19 protein-coding genes are annotated in these 18,012 nt (G+C 69.6%); 3 read left to right on the top strand and 16 right to left on the bottom strand.

The window, feature by feature from the left end; translation table 11 throughout:
- From EQG76_RS12225 to EQG76_RS12170, 12 genes are all read right to left on the bottom strand, one after another.
- Positions 1 to 441, bottom strand: a 441-nt coding sequence (locus EQG76_RS12225) for an FHIPEP family type III secretion protein (protein ID WP_407925536.1), incomplete at its 3' end; no start/stop codon positions are given.
- 20 nt (positions 442 to 461) lie between these two features.
- Positions 462 to 1,823 (bottom strand): sigma-54-dependent transcriptional regulator, encoded by a 1,362-nt coding sequence (locus EQG76_RS12220; protein ID WP_159713710.1) that lies wholly within the window; start codon positions 1,821 to 1,823, stop codon positions 462 to 464.
- 27 nt (positions 1,824 to 1,850) lie between these two features.
- Entirely contained in the window at positions 1,851 to 2,171 is a 321-nt protein-coding gene (gene fliN, locus EQG76_RS12215; RefSeq protein WP_159713708.1) for a flagellar motor switch protein FliN, read from the bottom strand.
- A gap of 6 nt (positions 2,172 to 2,177) precedes the next feature.
- The gene (locus EQG76_RS12210; RefSeq protein WP_159713706.1) at positions 2,178 to 2,933 is read right to left on the bottom strand and encodes a hypothetical protein; all 756 of its coding nucleotides are present in this window, start codon (positions 2,931 to 2,933) and stop codon (positions 2,178 to 2,180) included.
- 10 nt (positions 2,934 to 2,943) lie between these two features.
- Positions 2,944 to 3,966: a flagellar motor switch protein FliG gene (fliG, locus tag EQG76_RS12205; RefSeq protein ID WP_200840762.1), complete on the bottom strand. Its 1,023-nt coding sequence runs from the start codon at positions 3,964 to 3,966 to the stop codon at positions 2,944 to 2,946.
- A gap of 1 nt (position 3,967) precedes the next feature.
- On the bottom strand, positions 3,968 to 5,623 hold the full coding sequence (fliF, locus tag EQG76_RS12200; RefSeq protein WP_159713704.1) for a flagellar basal-body MS-ring/collar protein FliF: 1,656 nt from the start codon (positions 5,621 to 5,623) through the stop codon (positions 3,968 to 3,970).
- 199 nt (positions 5,624 to 5,822) lie between these two features.
- Entirely contained in the window at positions 5,823 to 6,122 is a 300-nt protein-coding gene (sciP, locus tag EQG76_RS12195; protein WP_159713702.1) for a CtrA inhibitor SciP, read from the bottom strand.
- A 129-nt stretch (positions 6,123 to 6,251) separates the two neighbouring features.
- Entirely contained in the window at positions 6,252 to 7,598 is a 1,347-nt protein-coding gene (gene flgE, locus EQG76_RS12190) for a flagellar hook protein FlgE (protein ID WP_159713700.1), read from the bottom strand.
- Between the two features lie 53 nt (positions 7,599 to 7,651).
- Positions 7,652 to 8,329: a flagellar hook assembly protein FlgD gene (locus tag EQG76_RS12185; protein ID WP_159713698.1), complete on the bottom strand. Its 678-nt coding sequence runs from the start codon at positions 8,327 to 8,329 to the stop codon at positions 7,652 to 7,654.
- Positions 8,330 to 8,343: 14 nt separating this feature from the next.
- Positions 8,344 to 9,840, bottom strand: a complete 1,497-nt coding sequence (locus EQG76_RS12180; RefSeq protein WP_159713696.1) for a flagellar hook-length control protein FliK — start codon at positions 9,838 to 9,840, stop codon at positions 8,344 to 8,346.
- A 176-nt stretch (positions 9,841 to 10,016) separates the two neighbouring features.
- The gene (gene dksA / locus EQG76_RS12175) at positions 10,017 to 10,460 is read right to left on the bottom strand and encodes an RNA polymerase-binding protein DksA (protein ID WP_159713694.1); all 444 of its coding nucleotides are present in this window, start codon (positions 10,458 to 10,460) and stop codon (positions 10,017 to 10,019) included.
- Between the two features lie 162 nt (positions 10,461 to 10,622).
- Entirely contained in the window at positions 10,623 to 11,510 is an 888-nt protein-coding gene (locus tag EQG76_RS12170) for a HesA/MoeB/ThiF family protein (protein WP_159713692.1), read from the bottom strand.
- Positions 11,511 to 11,559: 49 nt separating this feature from the next.
- Between EQG76_RS12170 and EQG76_RS12165 the strand changes: the two genes are divergently transcribed.
- Genes EQG76_RS12165 through fliP form a run of 3 tightly spaced genes read left to right on the top strand, consistent with a single transcriptional unit; the run spans position 11,560 to position 12,973 of the window.
- Positions 11,560 to 11,922 (top strand): hypothetical protein, encoded by a 363-nt coding sequence (locus EQG76_RS12165; RefSeq protein WP_159713690.1) that lies wholly within the window; start codon positions 11,560 to 11,562, stop codon positions 11,920 to 11,922.
- On the top strand, positions 11,922 to 12,242 hold the full coding sequence (locus EQG76_RS12160; protein ID WP_159713688.1) for a hypothetical protein: 321 nt from the start codon (positions 11,922 to 11,924) through the stop codon (positions 12,240 to 12,242). The genes EQG76_RS12165 and EQG76_RS12160 overlap by 1 nt, the downstream gene beginning before the upstream one ends.
- Positions 12,239 to 12,973, top strand: a complete 735-nt coding sequence (gene fliP / locus EQG76_RS12155) for a flagellar type III secretion system pore protein FliP (RefSeq protein ID WP_159713686.1) — start codon at positions 12,239 to 12,241, stop codon at positions 12,971 to 12,973. Before EQG76_RS12160 ends, fliP begins: the two co-directional genes overlap by 4 nt.
- A 43-nt stretch (positions 12,974 to 13,016) precedes the next feature.
- Here the strand turns inward: fliP and EQG76_RS12150 are convergent, their stop codons facing one another.
- The 4 genes from EQG76_RS12150 to EQG76_RS12135 all read right to left on the bottom strand — a co-directional run bounded on the left by EQG76_RS12150 (position 13,017) and on the right by EQG76_RS12135 (position 18,011).
- A complete protein-coding gene (locus EQG76_RS12150; RefSeq protein ID WP_200840761.1) occupies positions 13,017 to 13,442 on the bottom strand; it encodes a DUF423 domain-containing protein in 426 nt (141 codons plus the stop codon).
- Between the two features lie 1,188 nt (positions 13,443 to 14,630).
- Positions 14,631 to 15,815 (bottom strand): hypothetical protein, encoded by a 1,185-nt coding sequence (locus EQG76_RS12145; RefSeq protein WP_200840760.1) that lies wholly within the window; start codon positions 15,813 to 15,815, stop codon positions 14,631 to 14,633.
- A 3-nt stretch (positions 15,816 to 15,818) separates the two neighbouring features.
- A complete protein-coding gene (locus tag EQG76_RS12140; protein ID WP_159713684.1) occupies positions 15,819 to 16,928 on the bottom strand; it encodes an SPFH domain-containing protein in 1,110 nt (369 codons plus the stop codon).
- Between the two features lie 3 nt (positions 16,929 to 16,931).
- A complete protein-coding gene (locus tag EQG76_RS12135) occupies positions 16,932 to 18,011 on the bottom strand; it encodes a toxic anion resistance protein (RefSeq protein ID WP_407925535.1) in 1,080 nt (359 codons plus the stop codon).
- Between the last annotated feature and the right edge of the window lies 1 nt (position 18,012).

Raw genomic sequence — 18,012 nt, 5'->3', positions numbered from 1 at the left:
GACCTCGGCGATGCGGCCCGAGCCCTTGGTGATCACCACGAAGTTCACGATCACCAGGATGGCGAACACAATCACCCCGATCACGAAGTTGCCCTGCATCAGGAAGCGGCCGAACGCCTCGATAATGTGGCCGGCAGCGGCACTGCCCTCGTGACCGCTGGACAGGATCAGGCGGGTGCTGGCGAGGTTGAGCGCCAGTCGCAGCATGGTCGCGATCAGCAGCACGGTCGGGAAGGAGTTGAAGTCGAGCGGCCGCTCGATGAACAGCGCGGTCACCAGGATCAGCACGGACAGGCTGATCGAGCAGGCGAGCAGCAGGTCGAGCAGCATGGGCGGCAGCGGCACCACCAGGACCGCCAGGATGGTGAGGATGCCGGCGGCCAGCAGCACTTCGCTGCTGCCGCCCGAGCGGCGCAGGCCGCCCAGGAGTTCGTGGCCGATGCCGCCGGGTGCGAGCGTCTTCACGAGGCGGCTCCATCGAGGCAGGGCAGCCGAACGCCCTCCTGCGCATATTGCTTCAGCTTGTTGCGCAGGGTGCGGATCGAGATCCCGAGCAGCACGGCGGCATGGGTCCGGTTGCCCCGGGCATGCTGCAGGGTGTCGAGGATCAGGTCGCGCTCCACGGCGGCCACGGTCCGGCCGACCAGCGGCTCGCCCACCCGGCCGGTGGTATCGGCTGGCGCCTCGACTGCTGCCGGTACCGCCGGCTCCCCCTGGTGCAACCGGTCCGGCTGGAACAGGATCGCTTCGGGCCCGATCTCCGGTCCTGAGGCCAGCAGGACGGCGCGGTGCATGCAGTTGTCGAGCTCGCGGACATTGCCCGGCCAGCGGCAGCGGCCGAGGGCGGCCAGTGCCGCAGCGCTGAGTGGCCGGTCGGGCAGCTGGTTGGCGCGGGCGTGCTTGCGCTGCAGCCAGCGGGCCAGCGCCGCCAGGTCGCCCGGACGCTCGCGCAGGCTCGGCAGCTGCAGGCGCAGCACGTTCAGGCGGAAGTACAGATCCTCGCGAAACTGCCCGCTGCGCACGCTCTGTTCCATGTCGCGGTTGCTGGTGCCGATCAGGCGGATGTCGACCTTGACCGGCCGCGAGCCACCCAGCCGGTCGATCTCGCGCTCCTGGATGGCGCGCAGCAGCTTCGCCTGCAGGCGCGGCTCCATCTCGCTGATCTCGTCCAGGAGCAGCGTGCCGCCGCTGGCTTCCTCGAACTTGCCAATCCGCCGGGCCACCGCACCGGTAAATGCCCCCTTCTCGTGCCCGAACAGCTCGGACTCCAGGAGGTTCTCTGGAATGGCCGCGCAGTTGACCGAGATGAACGGGCCGGCGGCGCGCTTGCTGTGGCGATGGATGAACCGTGCCATCACCTCCTTGCCGGTGCCGCTCTCGCCCGTGATCAGCACGCTGGCATCGGTGGGGGCGAAGCGGCGCGCCAGCTCCAGCACCTCCAGCATCCTGGGGTCCTCGGCCACGAAGTCTGACTGCTCCTGGGTGGTCTCCTCCAGGATCGCCGCGATCAGGTCCGGATCCGGCGGCAGGGGCAGGAACTCGCGCGCCCCGGCGCGGATCGCCTGGGCGGCCTGGCGAGGATCGGTGTGCACGCCATAGGCGATCACGGGAAGGTGGATGCGCTCGGCGGCCAGTCGGCGCAGCGCGTCGGCGATGTCGCTGCCGACGTCCAGCAGCAGGAGATCGGCGCCCTGACCTTCGCGCAGGCCAACCAGTGCGCTCGGCAGGTCGTCCTGCCGGCGGACGCTGGCGCCGCGCCTGGCCGCCATCTCGGCCGCCAGGGTCACCTCGGGCAGGCTCTTGCCGACGATCAGTAGACGCATCGCTGGATCTCCCCAGGGGCGTGGAGCCTAGTGCTCGCCCTTGATGATCTCGGTCATGGTGACGCCCAGCTGGTCCTCCACGACGATCACCTCGCCGCGCGCCACCAGCCGGTTGTTGACGAAGATGTCGATCGGCTCGCCGACCTTGCGGTCGAGCTCGACCACGGCGCCGCGGCCGAGGCGCAGGAGCTGGTTGAGCGGCATCGACGCCTTGCCCAGCACCGCCGAGAGCTGCACCGGGATGTCGTAGACGGCACCCAGCGGTGCCGGCGCAGCGGGGGCCGGCCGAGGCTCGGGCTCCTCCGGGGTCGGCTCGAAACTGTCGAGGGGCAGGGGCCGGGAGGTCATGCTGATTCACTCCTGATGGGAAGCACTGGCCTGATGGGACGCACGGAATTTGTTGCCGGCTTCGGCCGGCACCGGCATGGCTGGGTCGTCCGCCGGGACGGGCATGCTCTCGAGGGCGGTGAGAAGGTCCCGGCGCAGCTGCTCGAACGACCATTCCGACCAGCCGGATGGCCAGGACATCGCGACATCGCCTGGGACCATGCCGGCCTGGCCGCACACTTGACAGCTGCCGGAGCCGGGGCCGCCACCGCCCAGCAGAGCCGCCATCGGCTCCACCAGTTCCGGCGCCACCGTCACGATCAGGTCCTGATCGGCCGGCAGCTCCGCCAGCGTCCGACCCACCGCATCGGCCATGGCTTCGGCCGTGGCCCGGCCGCAGAGCTGGTCGAGGCAGATGCGGGCCAGGGTGGCGAACAGGCCGGTGGCCTGTCGGGCGGCCGCATCGGCCACGGCGCGCCTGGCCGCCTGCAGTTCGGCCAGCTGTTCGGCCAGCCGTTCCGCCGCGCGCAGCAGTGCCGCCTCGGTGCTGGCGGCGATGGCGCGCCTCGCGGCGGCATCGGCCCGCGCGGCGGCCCAGCCCATCGCTCGCGCCAGCTCCTCTTCGCCAAAGGCGGGCTCTGCCGCGACCGGGCGGATGGGTGCGGGTGCCGCAGCCTCGGTGGGCGACGCCGCCGGCCCGGCCAAGTCGGGGAAGACGAAGCGCACCATCCGGGTGCTGGCCGGGAACAGGCCAGCCCCGACGGTAATGGAACCAGATGCCACGTCGCGCATCTCAGTAGACCAGCTGGTCGTTCTTGTCGTCGGTGACATAGATCTCGCCGGCGGCCGCCAGCTCCTTGGCGGTGTTGACCAGGAACTGCTGCGCCTCCTCGACGTCCTTGAGCCGCACCGGGCCCATCGCGGCCATGTCGTCCTTCAGGATCTTGCCGGCCCGCTCGGACATGTTGCCGAGGATCAGGTCCTTCAGCTGCTCGCTGGCTCCCTTGAGCGCCAGGCCGATGCGCTCGTTGCCGACGCTGCGGATCAGCGTCTGGACCCCGGCCGCGTCCAGGCGCACCAGATTCTCGAAGGTGAACATCAGCGCCTTGATCCGGTCCGCTGATTCCTTGTCGCGCTCCTCCAGCGAGGTGATCAGCCGGCTCTCGGTCTGCCGGTCGAGGAAGTTGAAGATCTCCGCCATCACCTCGTGATTGTCGCGCCGGTTGGTGCGGGCGAGATTGCTCATGAACTCGGCGCGCAGGGTGCGCTCCACGTCGCCGATGATCTCGTTCTGCACGACTTCCATGCGCAGCATGCGGGACACGACCTCGAGCGCGAAGTCGTCCGGCAGGTTCGCCAGCACCCGGGCCGCATGGGCGGCCTCAATCCGCGAGAGCACCACGGCCACGGTCTGCGGGTACTCGTTCTTCAGGTAGGAGGCGAGCACCGCCTCGTTGACGTTGACGAGCTTCTCCCAGATCGTGCGGCCGGCGGGCCCGCGGATCTCCTCCATGATCGCCTCGACCCGCTCGCTCTCCAGGAACGAGGCGAGCAGCCGCTCGGTCGCGTCATAGCTGCCGACCACCCCGCTGGTGGCGCCCACCCGCTCGCAGAACTCGCCGAGCACCCGCTCGACTGTCGGGCGGTCGGCCCGGCCGAGCGCCGACATCGCCTGCGACAGGGTGCGGATGTCGTCGAACTCCAGGCTCTCCATGAGACGTCGCGAGCGGTCGGGGTCGAGCGAGAGCATCAGCACCGCCGCCTTGTCGATCCCGCTCATCGCGGCGGGGGGCAGGGTCACCAGCTGGTTGCCCATGTCATTCTCCAAGCCAGGTGCGGATCATCTTGACCGCCTCGTCCGGCCGCTCGTCGACGATCCGCACCACCTCGTGCAGGAGCTGGTCGTGCGGCGCAGGCGATGCCGGGGCCGGCAGCCGGCGCTGCGGATCGTCGCCGGCAGCCTCGCCATGGCTGGTCACGGCCTCGGCGGACGGCCCGCCTGCCGGGCCGCCCCCCGGCCCGTTCGCGGGCCCTGCGGCCAGAAGCGACACGGTGCCGGCCTGGTTGGCGAGCGAGGCCGTTTCGGCGCCGCGGGAGGACGGCAGCAGCCGGTTCAGGACCGGACGGACCCCGAAGAAGACGACCGCGAGCGTCAGGAGCGCCAAGAGGCCGAGCTCGCCCCAGCGGGCACCATCGATCCCGAGCTGCTCCAGGAGGCCAGTCACGGGCAGGGGGGCCACCGGCGCTTCGACAAAGCGGCGGCTGACGATGCGGAACACGTCCCCGCGCGTTTCGTCGAAGCCCGCGGCACCCTTGGCGAGCGCCTCCAGCTCGGCCAGCTCTTCGGCGGAGCGGGGTGCATAGCCGATGGTGCCGTCGGGGCCGGGCACGCGCAGGCCATCGACCTGGACGGCGATGGACAGGCGGCGGATGCCACCCGGGCGCTGCACCTCGTTGCGCACGGTGCGCGAGATCTCGAAGTTGACGGTCTCCTCGCTGCGGTTGCTGCGCTCCCGGCTGCCGGCGGACGTACCGGCCGGAGCCGCCGCGGTCGGGAGGTTGCTCGTCACCGAGACCGGCTGATCCGCATCGGTCTCCTCGCGACTTGAATCTTCCTCGACCGTCTGGGTGCTGCGGGCGACCTGGCTCTGCGGATCGAAGGTCTCGGCAGTGGTGGTGACCTGGTCGAAGTTCATCTCGACCGTCACTTCCGCGTCGACCCCGCCCAAGCCGACGGTTCGCTCCAGGAGCTGCACGACCTTCTGCTTGATCCTGGCCTCGTAGCCGCTGCGCAGCTCGTCGATCTCGCCGGGGAACATCCCCGCCTCGCCGGCCTCGCCCGAGCGGGCCAGGAGGTTGCCGCGATCGTCCACGATGGTGATGGCAGACGGGTCCAGCCCGAGAACGGCCGCTGCAACCAGGTTGCGGATCGCCTGGACCTGCCGGCCGTCGAGCCCGCTGCCCCCGCGCAGGCCCAGCACCACCGACGCGCTGGGCCTGGCCTCGTCGCGGCAGAACAGCGAGCGCTCCGGCTGGACGATGTGGACCCGGGCGGCACGGACCGGCTGGAGCGTCGTGATCGAGCGCGCGAGCTCGCCTTCCATGGCGCGGCGCAGATTGACGTTCGACAGGAAGTCGGTCTGGCCGAAGCTGCTGCCTTGATCGAAGATCTCATAGCCCACGACGTTGCCCTGGGGCATGCCGTCGGCGGCCAGATCCATGCGCAGCCCGCCGATCCGGTCCTGCGGCACCATGATCGCGTCACCCGCGGCGTTCAGCCGATAGGGCACGCCCTGCGCCTGGAGGCGCTCGGTGATCAGCCGGGCATCCTCCGGGCGCAGCTCCGCGTAGAGCAGCGCGAAGGACGGCTCGAGCGCCCGGCTCGCCACGAAGGCGAAGAACATGACGAAGCCCAAGAGGATCGTGCCGAGCGCCAGGAGGCGGGCCGGCCCCAGCGCCTGCGCCGCGGCCATGGCCGCCTGCAGGCGCCCAGCTGCTCCGCCGGCTGGCCCGCCTGGTGCTGGTATTGTGCCGGTCGAGGGCGATGGAGTGGCTATGTCCATGGGTCCCGGGTCACTCGTCGGCAGCAGGTTGCCGCCCTGACCCAGAACCTAGGCCCGGAGTGGTTAAGTGCAGGTTAACGGCCGGGCAGCTTCCAGTCCGGTACCGGCTTCAGGAGTGGCCTCGCTCACGGTCACGACGCTTGATCGCCTGGATCTGGGTGACCCGCAGGCCACCCAGGCCGTGACGCTGGATGGCGTTCTGCCAGATCTCGAATTCCTCCGCCGAAATGCTGTAGCGGGTGCAGGCGGCTTCCCGGGACAGGATGCCGGCCTGGACCGCGGCCACGACCTCGGCCTTGCGCCGCGCCACCCAGCGCCTGGTGTCGCTGGGTGGCAGGTCCTCGAGGCGCAGGAGCGTGCCGTTCGGGCCGACGGCGGCCTGGACCGGTGCACCCATCGTTCTGGACATCGTGGTTCTCCTATGACAGCCGACGCGGTTCCATAAAGCTGGAATACTGCCCGCTTCTCTAACCGCCTGATAAGATAAATGGTAAACGAGGATGGCAGGCGACCGCGGCGTCGTACCCGGATATTATTGTCAGCGCTTGATGCGCATCAGCTCGTCGAGCATGTCGTCCGTGGTCGTGATCACCTTGGCATTGGCGGAATAGGCCCGCTGGGTCACGATCATCTTGGTGAACTCGTCGGCAAGGTCGACATTGGCCGCTTCCAGGGCGGCGGGCGAGATCTGTCCGGCACCGCCGCTGCCGGCGATCTGCAGGTTGGCGTCGCCGGAATCGCGGGTCATCGCGAACACGTTGCCGGACCTGGGCTGCAGGGCGCTCGGGTTCGCGAAGGTGGCGACCGGGATCTGGAAGATCCGGCGGACCTCGCCGTTGGAGAAGGCCGCCTCGACGAAGCCGTCCTCGTCGATCCGCACCGCGTTCAGCTCGCCGAAGCCGGCACCGTCCTTGGTGACGAACGAGACCGCGCTCTCGCCGGCGAACTGGGTCAGCCCGTCGGTCCCGCCGATCGCACCCCAGTCGATCACGATGGATGAATCGGCGGAGTTGGTCGAGTTCAGCCAGTCGATGCCGATCGGGTCGCCGGCCACGGCACTGGCGGGATAGGTCGGCGTGATGGCGAGGCTGGCGATGCTGCCGTCGCCGTTGAAGCTCACCGTGCCCGAGCCCAGTAGGCCATTGGGGTGGGCGCTGCTCTCGATGTCGGCCGTGTCGGCGTAGAGCTCGACGCTCCAGGTCGCAGCACCCGGCGTGCGCAGGAAGGCCACCGTGATGCTGCGGGCGTTGCCCAGGCTGTCATAGACCTGGATCTGCCGCTTGAAGTCGGGCGCGGTCCCGCTGGCACCGTCCGTCGCGGCATATTCCGCCATGTCGCCGGAAGCATAGGCGCCAGTATGAATGGCCTGGCCGGAATCGAGGTTGGCACCCAGCTTGAGCTGTGCGGTGGCGACCGTGGTGGCATTGAGATCGCGCACGTTGACCGGCTGGGTGATGTTGATGTCGAGCGGCTGCTCGTTGGTGTCGAGCTTCCACCCCAGCAGGTAGAAGCCGTTGGCGCCGCGCAGATAGCCGTCCGCGTCCGGCGTGAACGAGCCGGCCCTCGTGTAGAGCGGAGTCGAGTTGCCGCCCGGGTCCTGGGCGACCACGAAGAAGCCGTTGCCGACGATGGCGGCATCGGTGGCCGAGCCGGTGGCCTGGACCAGACCCTGCTTCTCCACCAGGAACCTGGTGGAGTACTGGACGCCGCCGGGGCTGAAGGCCCGCTGCTGGTCGGGGCTCACCACCAGCGAGGCGAAGTTGGACACGCCGCCCTTGTAGCCGATCGTGCTGACGTTCGCGACATTGTCCGAGATGACGGACATCGAGCGGCTCTGCGCCGCCAAGCCGGACACGCCGGTGAACAGGGAACCGAACAGGCTCATGTCGAGATGGTCCTTGCGCGAAGGTGGGAATGGAACTGCCGATGCCGGGTCGATCAGCCGCCCGGCCGGGCGATCGCGGTGATGTCGGTGAGCGGGACGTCGACGCCGCTGACCGACAGGGTCGGCTGGTCGGCCGCGGGGTCGATCGCATCGACCGTGCCGTACAGGTGCTGGGTGACGTCGAGGGCCTTGCCGTCCAGCGTCTGGGCGACGACCGCCACCCGGTAGGCCCCGGCAGGCGCCCGGCTGCCGCTGGAGGTCGCGCCGTCCCAGGCGACCTGATGCCTGCCGGCGGCGGTGGGGCCGCGGGTCTCCGCGACCAGGGTGCCGGACCCGTCATAGATCTTGATGGACACCGACGCAGCCGCGGCCGGCAGCTCGTAGCTGATCCTGCCGGAGCCCTCGCTGCCCAGGGCCATCCGGTTGCTCTTCGCTTGCACGGTGGTGCCGAGATAGCCGAGCATCGCGGTCTGGCGGGTGCTCTGCACCAGGCCGATCAACTGCTCCAGGCTGTCATTGGTTTTGATCGACTGCTCGACCGAGGTGAACTGGACGAGCTGCTGGGTGAAGGTCTCCGTGTCCATCGGCGACAGCGGATCCTGATTCTTCAGCTGGGTCGTCAGCAGCGTGAGGAAGTTGCCAAAATGGTCGGTGAGCTTGGCGGCAGCCGACCTGGCGGCGCTGCCACTGCCCTCGGGCAGGGCGCCGAGCATGGATTCGATGGCGGACATGGGCTGGTCTCTTCCTAGAGGACGAGATCGAACAGGCCGGTGGCCGGCCGCAGGGCAGCGGGTGCTGGTTCATCCGGCAGCAACGCCAGCGGCTCGGGCGAACCGGACGCCGGCGTATGCCCGCCCGGGCCACGGTCGGGCTCCTGCCCGCCCTGCTGCCAGGACGTGCCGAGATCGAAGGTCAGCGCGTCGGAGCCGGCGAGGCTCAGGCCGGTCGCGGTGAGTGCGCGCTCGATGCCCGGGGCGTGGCGCTGCAGGAGCTCGACCGTTTCCGGTCGGGTGGCGCTGAGCACGGCACGCACCCGTCGATCCTGCTCCACCACGACCCGGATCTGTACCACCCCCAGCTCGGCGGGATGGAGCTGCACCGACACGACCCGGCGGTCGCCCGACAGGCTCTGGGCGATGGTGGGTGCCAGCTGCGCTGCCGGATCAGCCTGCGGCGTCGCGCGCACATAGGCATCGCTGCCCCGGCCATAGGGTCCGTTCATCGCGGCCACGGCCGGTTCCGAGGGTAGGGCTGGTCCCGGCGCGGGGGCCATGTCGGCCGGCATCTCGCCTCCCTGGCTGTCGTCGGGTGCGGATCCGGTCGAGGGTACCTGGGTGGCCGCGGCCGCCGGCCGGGCCGGACCGGGATCGGCACCCGCATTCGACTGGCCGGCGGGCGGTGCTGCCGGGGACAGGCCGGTGGCCGTACCCGGAGCCGCCGCGGTGGCGCACGGGTCCGACCCCGGCTGGTCCGCTGGAATCCCGGATGCACCGCTGGGGGTGATCTCGCTGGCGCTGGCGGTGCTGCCGCGGTCGGTGCGGGCGAGGCTCCCGGCAGAAGTGACCGGGCTGGTGCCCAGCGGATGAAGCGTCGCTTCCGCTGACGCCATGGCCTGGCCGGCCTTGGCCGGAGTGCCCGGCAGCGCGGCTGCGCCCGACGCTTCGGACAGCACATCCCCGGGTGGTGCCGCGGCGGGCAAGGCGGCCTTGCCGGATTGCGCCAGCTCGGCGGGTGGCGGTGGAGCGGAGCCACCGCCTGACGGGTCGGCTGCCGGCGGCGCGGCCTGTATGCCGGCAAGCAGACCCGGTGCTGCCTGGGGCAGCACGGCGGGGATCAGCAGGGTGAGGGCAGCCGACGGCACGGCGTCGACAGGTGGGGCCGCTTCATCGGCCAGCGGCAGGTCGGCCGCGGCATCCGTCCATGGGGGACTGGCGGGGGCCACTGACTCGCCCGTGAGTGGCGCTGGTAATCCGCCGAGCGGCGACGATTCGGCTGTGCCCTGGACTACGCCCTCGAGCGGGAGCAGGCCGCCCGCCGCAACGGGATCGGCCTGAACGACGCTGAGGGGCGTGGACATCGCCGCGGCTGGCATGACGTCCGGGCCGGCAGTGACAGCGTCACCTGCCTGGACGGCGGCGACGAACTCACCGAACGGCGTCGGCTGGGTGGCCTGGGCAGGAAGCGACCCGCTCGCTGCCGGCAGGGCAGGACCGGGTGGGAAGAGAGCGGCAGGGTCGGGCATGCATCGATCGCCGGTTGAACTCGGTGAACGAAGCAGCAACACCCGTGCCAGACCAGCAACCGCCTGGAGATCGGCCGGTCAGGCCGTGCCGACGGGGGTATGAGCGTGATCCGACCAGGTACGGCAGGGCCGCATCCCGGCAGGATTTGCCCGGCAGCCATTGCCGGGCATGCATCTCACTCCTCGCGGTAGGTCCGCTCGCGGCGCTCGTGGCGCTCCTGGGCCTCGATCGCCAGAGTGGCGATCGGCCGGGCCTCGAGCCGCCTGATCCCAATCGGCTCCTGGGTCTCCTCACAATAGCCGTAGGAGCCTTCGTCGATCCGCCGCAGCGCCGCCTCTATCTTGCTCAGCAGCTTGCGCTCCCGGTCACGGGTCCGCAGCTCGAACGAACGCTGAATCTCGGCACTTGCCCAGTCCGTGGCATCGGGAAGCCGGGTATCCTGCTCCTTCAGCTGCTTCAGAGTCTCGTCCGAACCGCGCAGGATTTCGTCGCGCCACGCCTGAAGCTTCTTGCGAAAATACGCTTCCTGCTTCGGGTTCATGTAGGCTTCGTCGTCGGACGGGCGGTAGTCGTCGTCGATCTCGACGTAGTCGTTCACGATAGCGCCAATGTTGTTCATCGCCCCTGCCTGAAAAAAGGAAGTCAAGGACACTAGAACGCGCGTGCCATCTCAGGCACTACGTCCGCTTACCGATCCCGGCTCGCCACACCGAGATGGCGCTGGGTTAGTGAAAAGCTCTGGCACATGCAAGATCATCGACGCCACAATGATGGGGTCGCCTCAACCGGTGGCATAGGCGGATACGCGTAATGCCGCATGACCGCCCGCCGCCGCCGTGCGCGGTATCTCGATCTGGTGCAGCATTCCGCCCAGGCCGTCATAGCAGCATAGTGGCGCCGCCACGGCAGGGTCTTCCAGGTCGAGCAGCGTCTTGATGGCGAGCGTCGCGGCAAGCCCCGCAATCGTCGCCGCCACTGGCCCCAGCACGCCTGAGCGGCTGCAGCTCGGCAGCTCTCCGGGGGCGGGTGCCTCGGGATAGATGCAGCGATAGCTCGGATGTGGCGCGCCCAGGTAGGGGCGCAACAGGATGAGCTGGCCGTCGAAGCCCTGCACCGAGGCCGAAACCAGGGGGATCCCGGCGGCCGCACAGGCATCCGCCACGAGGCTCCTGACCTCGAACTGGTCGGTGCCATCCAGCACCAGGTCGACGCCCTTCAGCAGCGTGTCGACATTGCTCGGCTCGAGCTTCACCGGGAAGGGCTCGACTCGTAGGCCGGGTGCCGTGGCCGCCAGCCTTGCATCGGCAGCCTCGACCTTGGCCCGACCGACATCGTCCGGGCCGAACAGGACCTGGCGGTGCAGGTTGGACAGCTCGACCTGGTCATGGTCGATCAGGCGGAGCGTCCCGATCCCCGCCGCCGCCAGCAGGAGCGAGGCCGGTGCACCGATCCCGCCGACTCCGATCAGTGCGACCTTCGCACGCAGCAGTCGATCCTGCCCAACGCCGCCCACCTCGCGCAGCACGATCTGACGCGAGAACCGGGTCAGTTCCTCGTCCGTCCATTCCCGCAATGCCGTGGCTCCCAGGTGAACCTTTCCCACCAGATGGGTAGCCACCGCCGTGGACGAAGGGCCGCCCTGCGGGCGCGGCAACGGAATCTTAACCATCGCGGATCCAAGATCCGGCCATGCAGCGAAGCAGCCAGAAGGACGATCGATGAGCCGGCCGCAAGCGCAGGAGGCTGGGCCGGGCCCGGCCGACCCGGGCACCGCCGATTCGGAAACAGCCGGGTTGGGCACGGACGATGTCGCGACACTGGCGGCGCGGCTGGCCGCGATCCGTCGGGAGGTCGATCCCAACCCCGAGGCCCTGGCGGAACTCCTGCACGATCTCGGGGCGGACCTGCGCGACGCCGAGGTCAGCACCAGGCTGCCTGCCGTGCTGGCGCTGCTCGACGAGCTCGAGACCTTGGTCGAGCTGCTGGCCGAGCGCGGCGTGGCGGCGGCGGCGGAGCTCACCCGGCAGGACCGGCGGCGGCGGGCGCTCGGCGCCTACCGGTTGCATACGGTGTGGCCGTGATGGATCTGGGTCCCGACTCGCTCCGCATCGTCCTGGCCGTGCTGGTGGCGGCAGTCCTGCTGGCGGGCCTGCCCTTCCTCCTGCGCCGCCTGCAGGGGCGGCTGCCCGCGGCCGGACCCGCGTCCGGGCCAGCGATCGTGGCGCAGCGCGCGCTCGACCTCCGCCACCGGCTGCTGGTGATCCGCCACGGCGAGCGCGAGCACCTGATCATCCTGGGCGGCAGCCTGCCGGTCGTGGTGGCAGGCGAAGGCTTTCCGTCGCCCGCGGCGCCGGGCTTGGCGACTGCGGGCAGCCACACCGGCAGGGAGAGCGCGGCATGAAGGCGCGTTTCGTCACGCCGATCCTGTTGGCGGCCGGCCTGCTGCCATGGGCGGACACACCGGCCAGTGCTGCCGGCCTGAGCCTAGACCTGGGCGGCGGCTCCTATACGAGCCAGCTCGTCCAGATCGTGGCACTGATCACGGTCCTGAGCCTAGCGCCCGGCATCCTGGTGATGGTGACCTCATTCACCCGAATCGTGATCGTGCTCTCCTTCCTGCGCAGCGCGCTCGGCCTGCAGCAGACGCCGCCCAACCCGGTCCTGATCGGGCTCGCCCTGTTCCTCACGGCGTTCGTGATGGGGCCGACCTTCCAGCGAGCCTACGAGCAGGGGCTGGCACCCTATCTGGCCGAGGAGATCGACGAGGTCACCGCCTTCGAGCGGGCCAGCGCGCCCGTCCGCGCCTTCATGCTGACGCATACCCGCGAGAAGGACCTGAACCTGTTCTTGAACCTCGCGGGCGTGGCACCCGAGACCGCCGAGGCGACGCCGCTGCGCACCCTCGTCCCGGCGTTCATGATCAGCGAGCTGCGGCGCGCCTTCGAGATCGGCTTCCTGATCTTCATCCCGTTCCTGGTGATCGACCTGCTCATCGCCTCGGTGCTGATGTCGATGGGCATGATGATGCTGCCCCCGGTGATGATCTCGCTGCCGATCAAGCTGATCTTCTTCGTCCTGGTGGACGGCTGGTACCTGGTGGCGGGCAGCCTGGTGCAGAGCTTCGGCCCATGACGGTGCGGGATCGACACGTTCACCGGCTGCAGCCGGCTTCTGCTCAGGCCGGCCGGGACCGCCTCAGGAGCGCCCAGGCGGCCATCAGCCAGCCGATGATCAGGCCGGTGCCGCCCAAGGGGGTAACGGCACCCAGCCAAGAGGGCGCTCCCAGCGCCAACAGAACGAGCGTGCCGGCGAACAGCACGGCCGAGGTCAGCAGCACGGTGATGGCGGCCTGGAGCCTGACGGCCAGCCGGCTCAGCGCCAGTGCGGCCAGGGCGTGCCACATCAGGTACTGGCTGGCGAGCGCCATCAGGTCGGCTCCGCGCGCATCCCCCGCCTCGCGAAAGGCGTGCGCGCCCATGGCACCGATCGCGACGGCCGCTCCTGCCGCCAGTGCGCTGCCTACCTGCAGTACCCGGCTGCCCGGCAGGACCGCGCCGTCCGTCGGGCCGGGCGAACGCATCTGGGTGAGGGGGCTCGGCATCGGGTGGACCTTCAGGCTGGACGACGAAGCGGCATCGGCATCGGGGCAGGGGACATGCTCCACGCCGGAGCGATGGCCGGCGTTCCCTTGGTGGGCACGGCGGCAGGAAGCGGCAAGAGGGTGCGGCTCCGGCTGCGACAGCGTTGTCCGGCAGGTCTGTCCTTTCCGGCATGCCGCCTCCGCTCCGGTCTCGTTGGCCTTCCAGCAGGTCGAGATACAGGAGGCAGGCTGGCCAGCTTTCGCCACAAGAGGGTCTTGCCTGCCGCACCAGACTGATCGCTCGTCGGCTGCGTCCTCACCTGCCGGTGGACAGAGGCGGCGGATCAGCACGGGGTGGTCCAGCCTGGGATTGCCGCAGTCATTCATGCCTGGCCGGTTGGTCTGGCAGTGGAAAAATATCGGTCAGGAGAGGCCAGCGGCCTTGCCGGCGGGACGAGGCGGCTTTGCTCACGGTTCATGCTTGGCAGTGACTGGAGCACGGGACGTGGTGTGCGAAAACGGAGGCCATCAGGAGGTGCTGGGTGCGTGCTGCCAAGGCTGCCGAGTGCTGGGCACTCCACGATGCACGTAGGGTCGAAGTGCCGGCGAGCCGAGCCGGTCGAGAGTCCGTGATCGATGGACTGCCCTGCTTGTCGCAGCGCCCGCTCGGGCAGGCCCGGGCTCTGGAATCATGGAGTTTCCCATGCGGCACTCCGACGAAATGGACGACCGTCGTGGCCTGCCGCCATTCGGGGATGACCCGCCTCACGTCGGGTGCCCTGATGCATGGACCGGCGCCGGACAGGCGGCATTGTCCGCCGGAGGGCTAGGGGGCAGCCCGGGCCGGCCGAACGGCGAGCTTTCCGCCGGCAAACCTTGGGCGCGGTGCGGCGTGCGCCGCGCGTCTGCCAGATGGTGCCAAACGGTTAGATGTCCGTGCCGTGGCGGCCATGGCCGGCGGCACTGAATGGAACGAGACCACTTGGACTTCAAGCCGGCTCCGTTCCTATCCATGGGCAGGGCGGCGGCGGTTCCGTCCGCGATGTTCCGTGGGCATGGGCTGCGGCGGCGTTCGCCAGGCCGCGGGCCGCCTCCTCCGGCCCGGATGGCCGGCTGCGCCTCGGGAGGAGCCAGTCAATTCGGCTTCTGCCGTCTCATGCACGGGCGGTACGCCACCGGCACATCGGGGTGCGCCGGAGGGCCAGAGCCTCAGAAGCCGCGCAGCACCTGGTCGATGATGCCGCCATCCTGGAGGAGCGCGAACACGATCACCAGGATCAGGGCCGCGACGACCGCCGCCGCCGTGATCTTGACCCAGGACCAGGGCCGTTCGCCCTGCACCTGGCCGGTGCGGGCATTGACCAGGAAGCGGTAGGGTCGGCCCCGGTAGCGGTAGGCGGCGATCCAGACCGGCAGCAGCACGTGCTTGAAGGTGACGTCGGCATGGCGGGTCTCGACATGGTCGATCCGCTGCACGTCGCCGCCGATGGCACGGGCGACGTCCTGGCGGATCACCGCGTCCATCTTGACCCGAGCCCGGTCGAAGCCGGCGGACAGGTCGACGCCATAGGCCTCGGCCTGGAAGCCCGCCAGGTATTCCTGGCGGTAGAAGCGCAGGTCCTGCAGGTCCCAGGGCTCCAGCCGATCCACCATCGCGACCGGCAGGCTCTCGGAGGCCGGAACCAGCACGTCGTCGAAATCGCGCGCCACCTGGCCTGCGGCCGGGCGCCAGCGGATCCGGGTCACCGGCTGCTGGACCTGGCGGACACCGCCCTTGGCGTCGCGCACCGCCACCCATTCCACCGTCGTGTAGCGGTCGCCGCGCTGGCCGCGATAGCTGGAGCGGGTGGCGCTGTCATAGGTCCAGTAGGGCAGGTAGATCCCGCTCAGCCGCTCGCGCCGCTCCGACCGGCGCTTCAGGTCCGAGGGCGCGAACCACCGGCCCTTGAGCCAGCGGTCGAAGGCCGCCTCGGCGCCGCGCCGGTCGATGCCGAACGGCAGGAGCCCGGACGGCTTGATGTGCCGGTTGACCCCGGTATCGGTGACCGTGGCCGAGCCACAGAACGGGCATGCGCCGCTGAACCGGTCGCCCTCGAAGCTGAACTCGGCAGCACAGGCGTCGCACTTGACGGTGCGCGTCTCCTCGACGTCGCGCTGGTCGGCGAGCCGGCCGAGCCAGGCATGGAAGTCGAGCTCGCGCAGCGTGCCGGGCTTCTCAACCTCCACGATCCGGTTCTCGTGGCCGCAGAACCCGCAGACCATGACCTGCGTGCCGGGCTTGAAGGTCAGGAACGCGCCGCACTGGCTGCACGGGAACCTTCGGTCACCCGCGGTCGGCGTTGCCTCCGGCGCGCCGCCCGACCCGGTGGACCGTTCCCCCCAGGGTCCCTGCATCGATCAACCGAGCGGCAGGGGCGGGGGCTGGTCGGCGAACAGCTCTGCCAGGTCCGGCCGGTCGGCCGCCTTCGCCCAGTCGGCCATCCCGGCCGTCCAGACCATGCTGTCCCGGCCGAGCTTGCCCTCGGTGACCAGCCGGCGCAGCGCCGTGCCGTCGAAGGGGCCCTGCGCGGCGCCTGCGATCGCCACGTGATAGTTCAGCGCCCGAGGCAAGGGCGGCGGCGTGGCGCTGGCCGCCGGCTGGGCAGCGGCGCCGGTAGCGCCGAAGGCGCCTGCCACCTGCTGGGCCATGGCCATGCCCGCACCCAGGCCGATCCCGGCACCCAACGCGCCGTCCGTGCCGCCCTGACCCAGCGCCTCGGCTGCCTGGAAACGGGTGTAGCGGTCGAGGTCGCCGATCACGCCCATCGAGCTGCGCTTGTCCAGCGCCTGCTCGACGGCAGGCGGCAGGGAGACGTTCTCGACCAGGAGCTGCAGCAGGTCGATGCCGTAGGACTCGCGGACCAAGGGTGCGGTGCGGTCGGTCACGAACCGGCCGAGCTTCTCGTAGTTCGCGGCCAGGTCCAGGACCGGCACGCCGCTGATGGCCAGCGCCTCGGCCATCTTCGCCACGATCAGGTTGCGCAGCTGGTTCGAGATCTCCTCGGTGGTGAAGTGGCCGTCCGTGCCGACCACCTCGCGCAGGAACAAGGGCGCGTCCGCCACCTTCAGCGTATAGGTGCCAAAGGCACGTAGCCGGACCGGGCCGAACTCCGGGTCGCGCAGCATGATCGGGTTGCGCGTGCCCCATTTCAGGTCGGTGAAGCGCCTTGTCGAGACGAAGTAGACTTCGGCCTTGAACGGCGAGTTGAAGCCGTGGTCCCAGTGCCGGATGGTGGTCAGCACCGGCAAGTTGCGGGTATCCAGGGAGTAGAGCCCCGGCGGGAACACGTCGGCGATCTGGCCCTCGCTGACGAAGATCGCGACCTGGCCCTCGCGCACCGTCAGCTTCGCACCCTGCTTGATCGCGTCCTGCCAGCGCTCGAACCGCCAGACCAGCGTGTCGGAACTGTCGTCCTTCCAGTCGATGACGTCGACGAACTCGCCGGTCAGGCGCTCCCAGAGCGACATGGCTCAGCTCCTCCAGGCGTGCTGGCCGGGGCCGCCGGTGGTCCGGGCGGCGGAGGCCGCGCGCAGCACCTGCTTCAGCTCATTCTCGCAGGCGATCAGGCGCTTTTCCGCGTCCGCCCGCTTGATCTTGCCCTCGTCCGCGATCCGGAGGCTGTCCTGGATGGTCTCGATCAGCGCGCGGTTGGCCTTCTCGACCACCGAGATGTCGAACACGCCGCGCTCGATCTGCTCGCGGACCATGGCGTTCGCGTCCTTCAGGTTCTTCGCGTTCGCCTCGAGCAGCTGGTTGGTGAGGTCGGTGGCCTCCTTCAGCGTCTTGGCCGCCTGGCTCGAGCGGTAGATCGTGATCGCCTGGGCGAGCTGGGTCTTCCAGAGCGGGATGGTGTTGGCGAGCGTGCTGGTGATCTTGGTGATTAGGCCCTTGTCGTTCTCCTGGACCAGCCGGATCGAGGGCAGGGCCTGCATGGTGACCTGGCGGGTCAGCTTCAGGTCGTGGACGCGCCGCTCCAGGTCGTCCCTGGCACTGCGCAGGTCGCGCAGCTGCTGGGCGGCCAGCACGTCGCCGGACTGCTCGGCAGCCCGGGTCAAGGCCGGGATCTGCTCCTGGTCGATCTTGCGGAGCATTTCCTCGCCGGCACTGATGTAGAGCGCCAGCTGGTGGAAATAGGACAGGGTGGCGTCGTAGAGCCGGTCGAGCTTCTCGACATCGACCATCAGGGTGTTTTTGTGCTTGTTCAGGCTGTCGCCGATCGTCTCGATCTGGCCGCGCACTTCCTGATATTTCTGTACGAACTTGTGGACGGGCTCGGTGGCGCCGAGCATCCGCTTGATCCAACCCGGCTTCTTCACGTCCTTCAGGTCGCTGGTGTCGAAGCCCTTGAGGGTCAGCAGCATGCGCGAGAGTGCGTCGCCGGCCGGGCCGGCATCCTTGTTGCGCACGCCCTCCAGCATCTGCTCGCTGATGTTGGTGAGCTCGCCCTGCGCCCTTGCACCGAACAGCACCACGGAGTTGCTGTCGCCCAGATCGATCTCGCTCAGGAGCTGCTCGATCTTGGCCCGCTGCTCCGGGGCCATCGCCGTGATC

The sequence above is a fragment of the Geminicoccus flavidas genome (genome assembly GCF_009806515.1).
GTDB lineage: Bacteria > Pseudomonadota > Alphaproteobacteria > Geminicoccales > Geminicoccaceae > Geminicoccus > Geminicoccus flavidus.
Note: the sequence above shows the minus strand (reverse complement) of the source record. Positions and strands in the feature narration are given on the sequence as shown.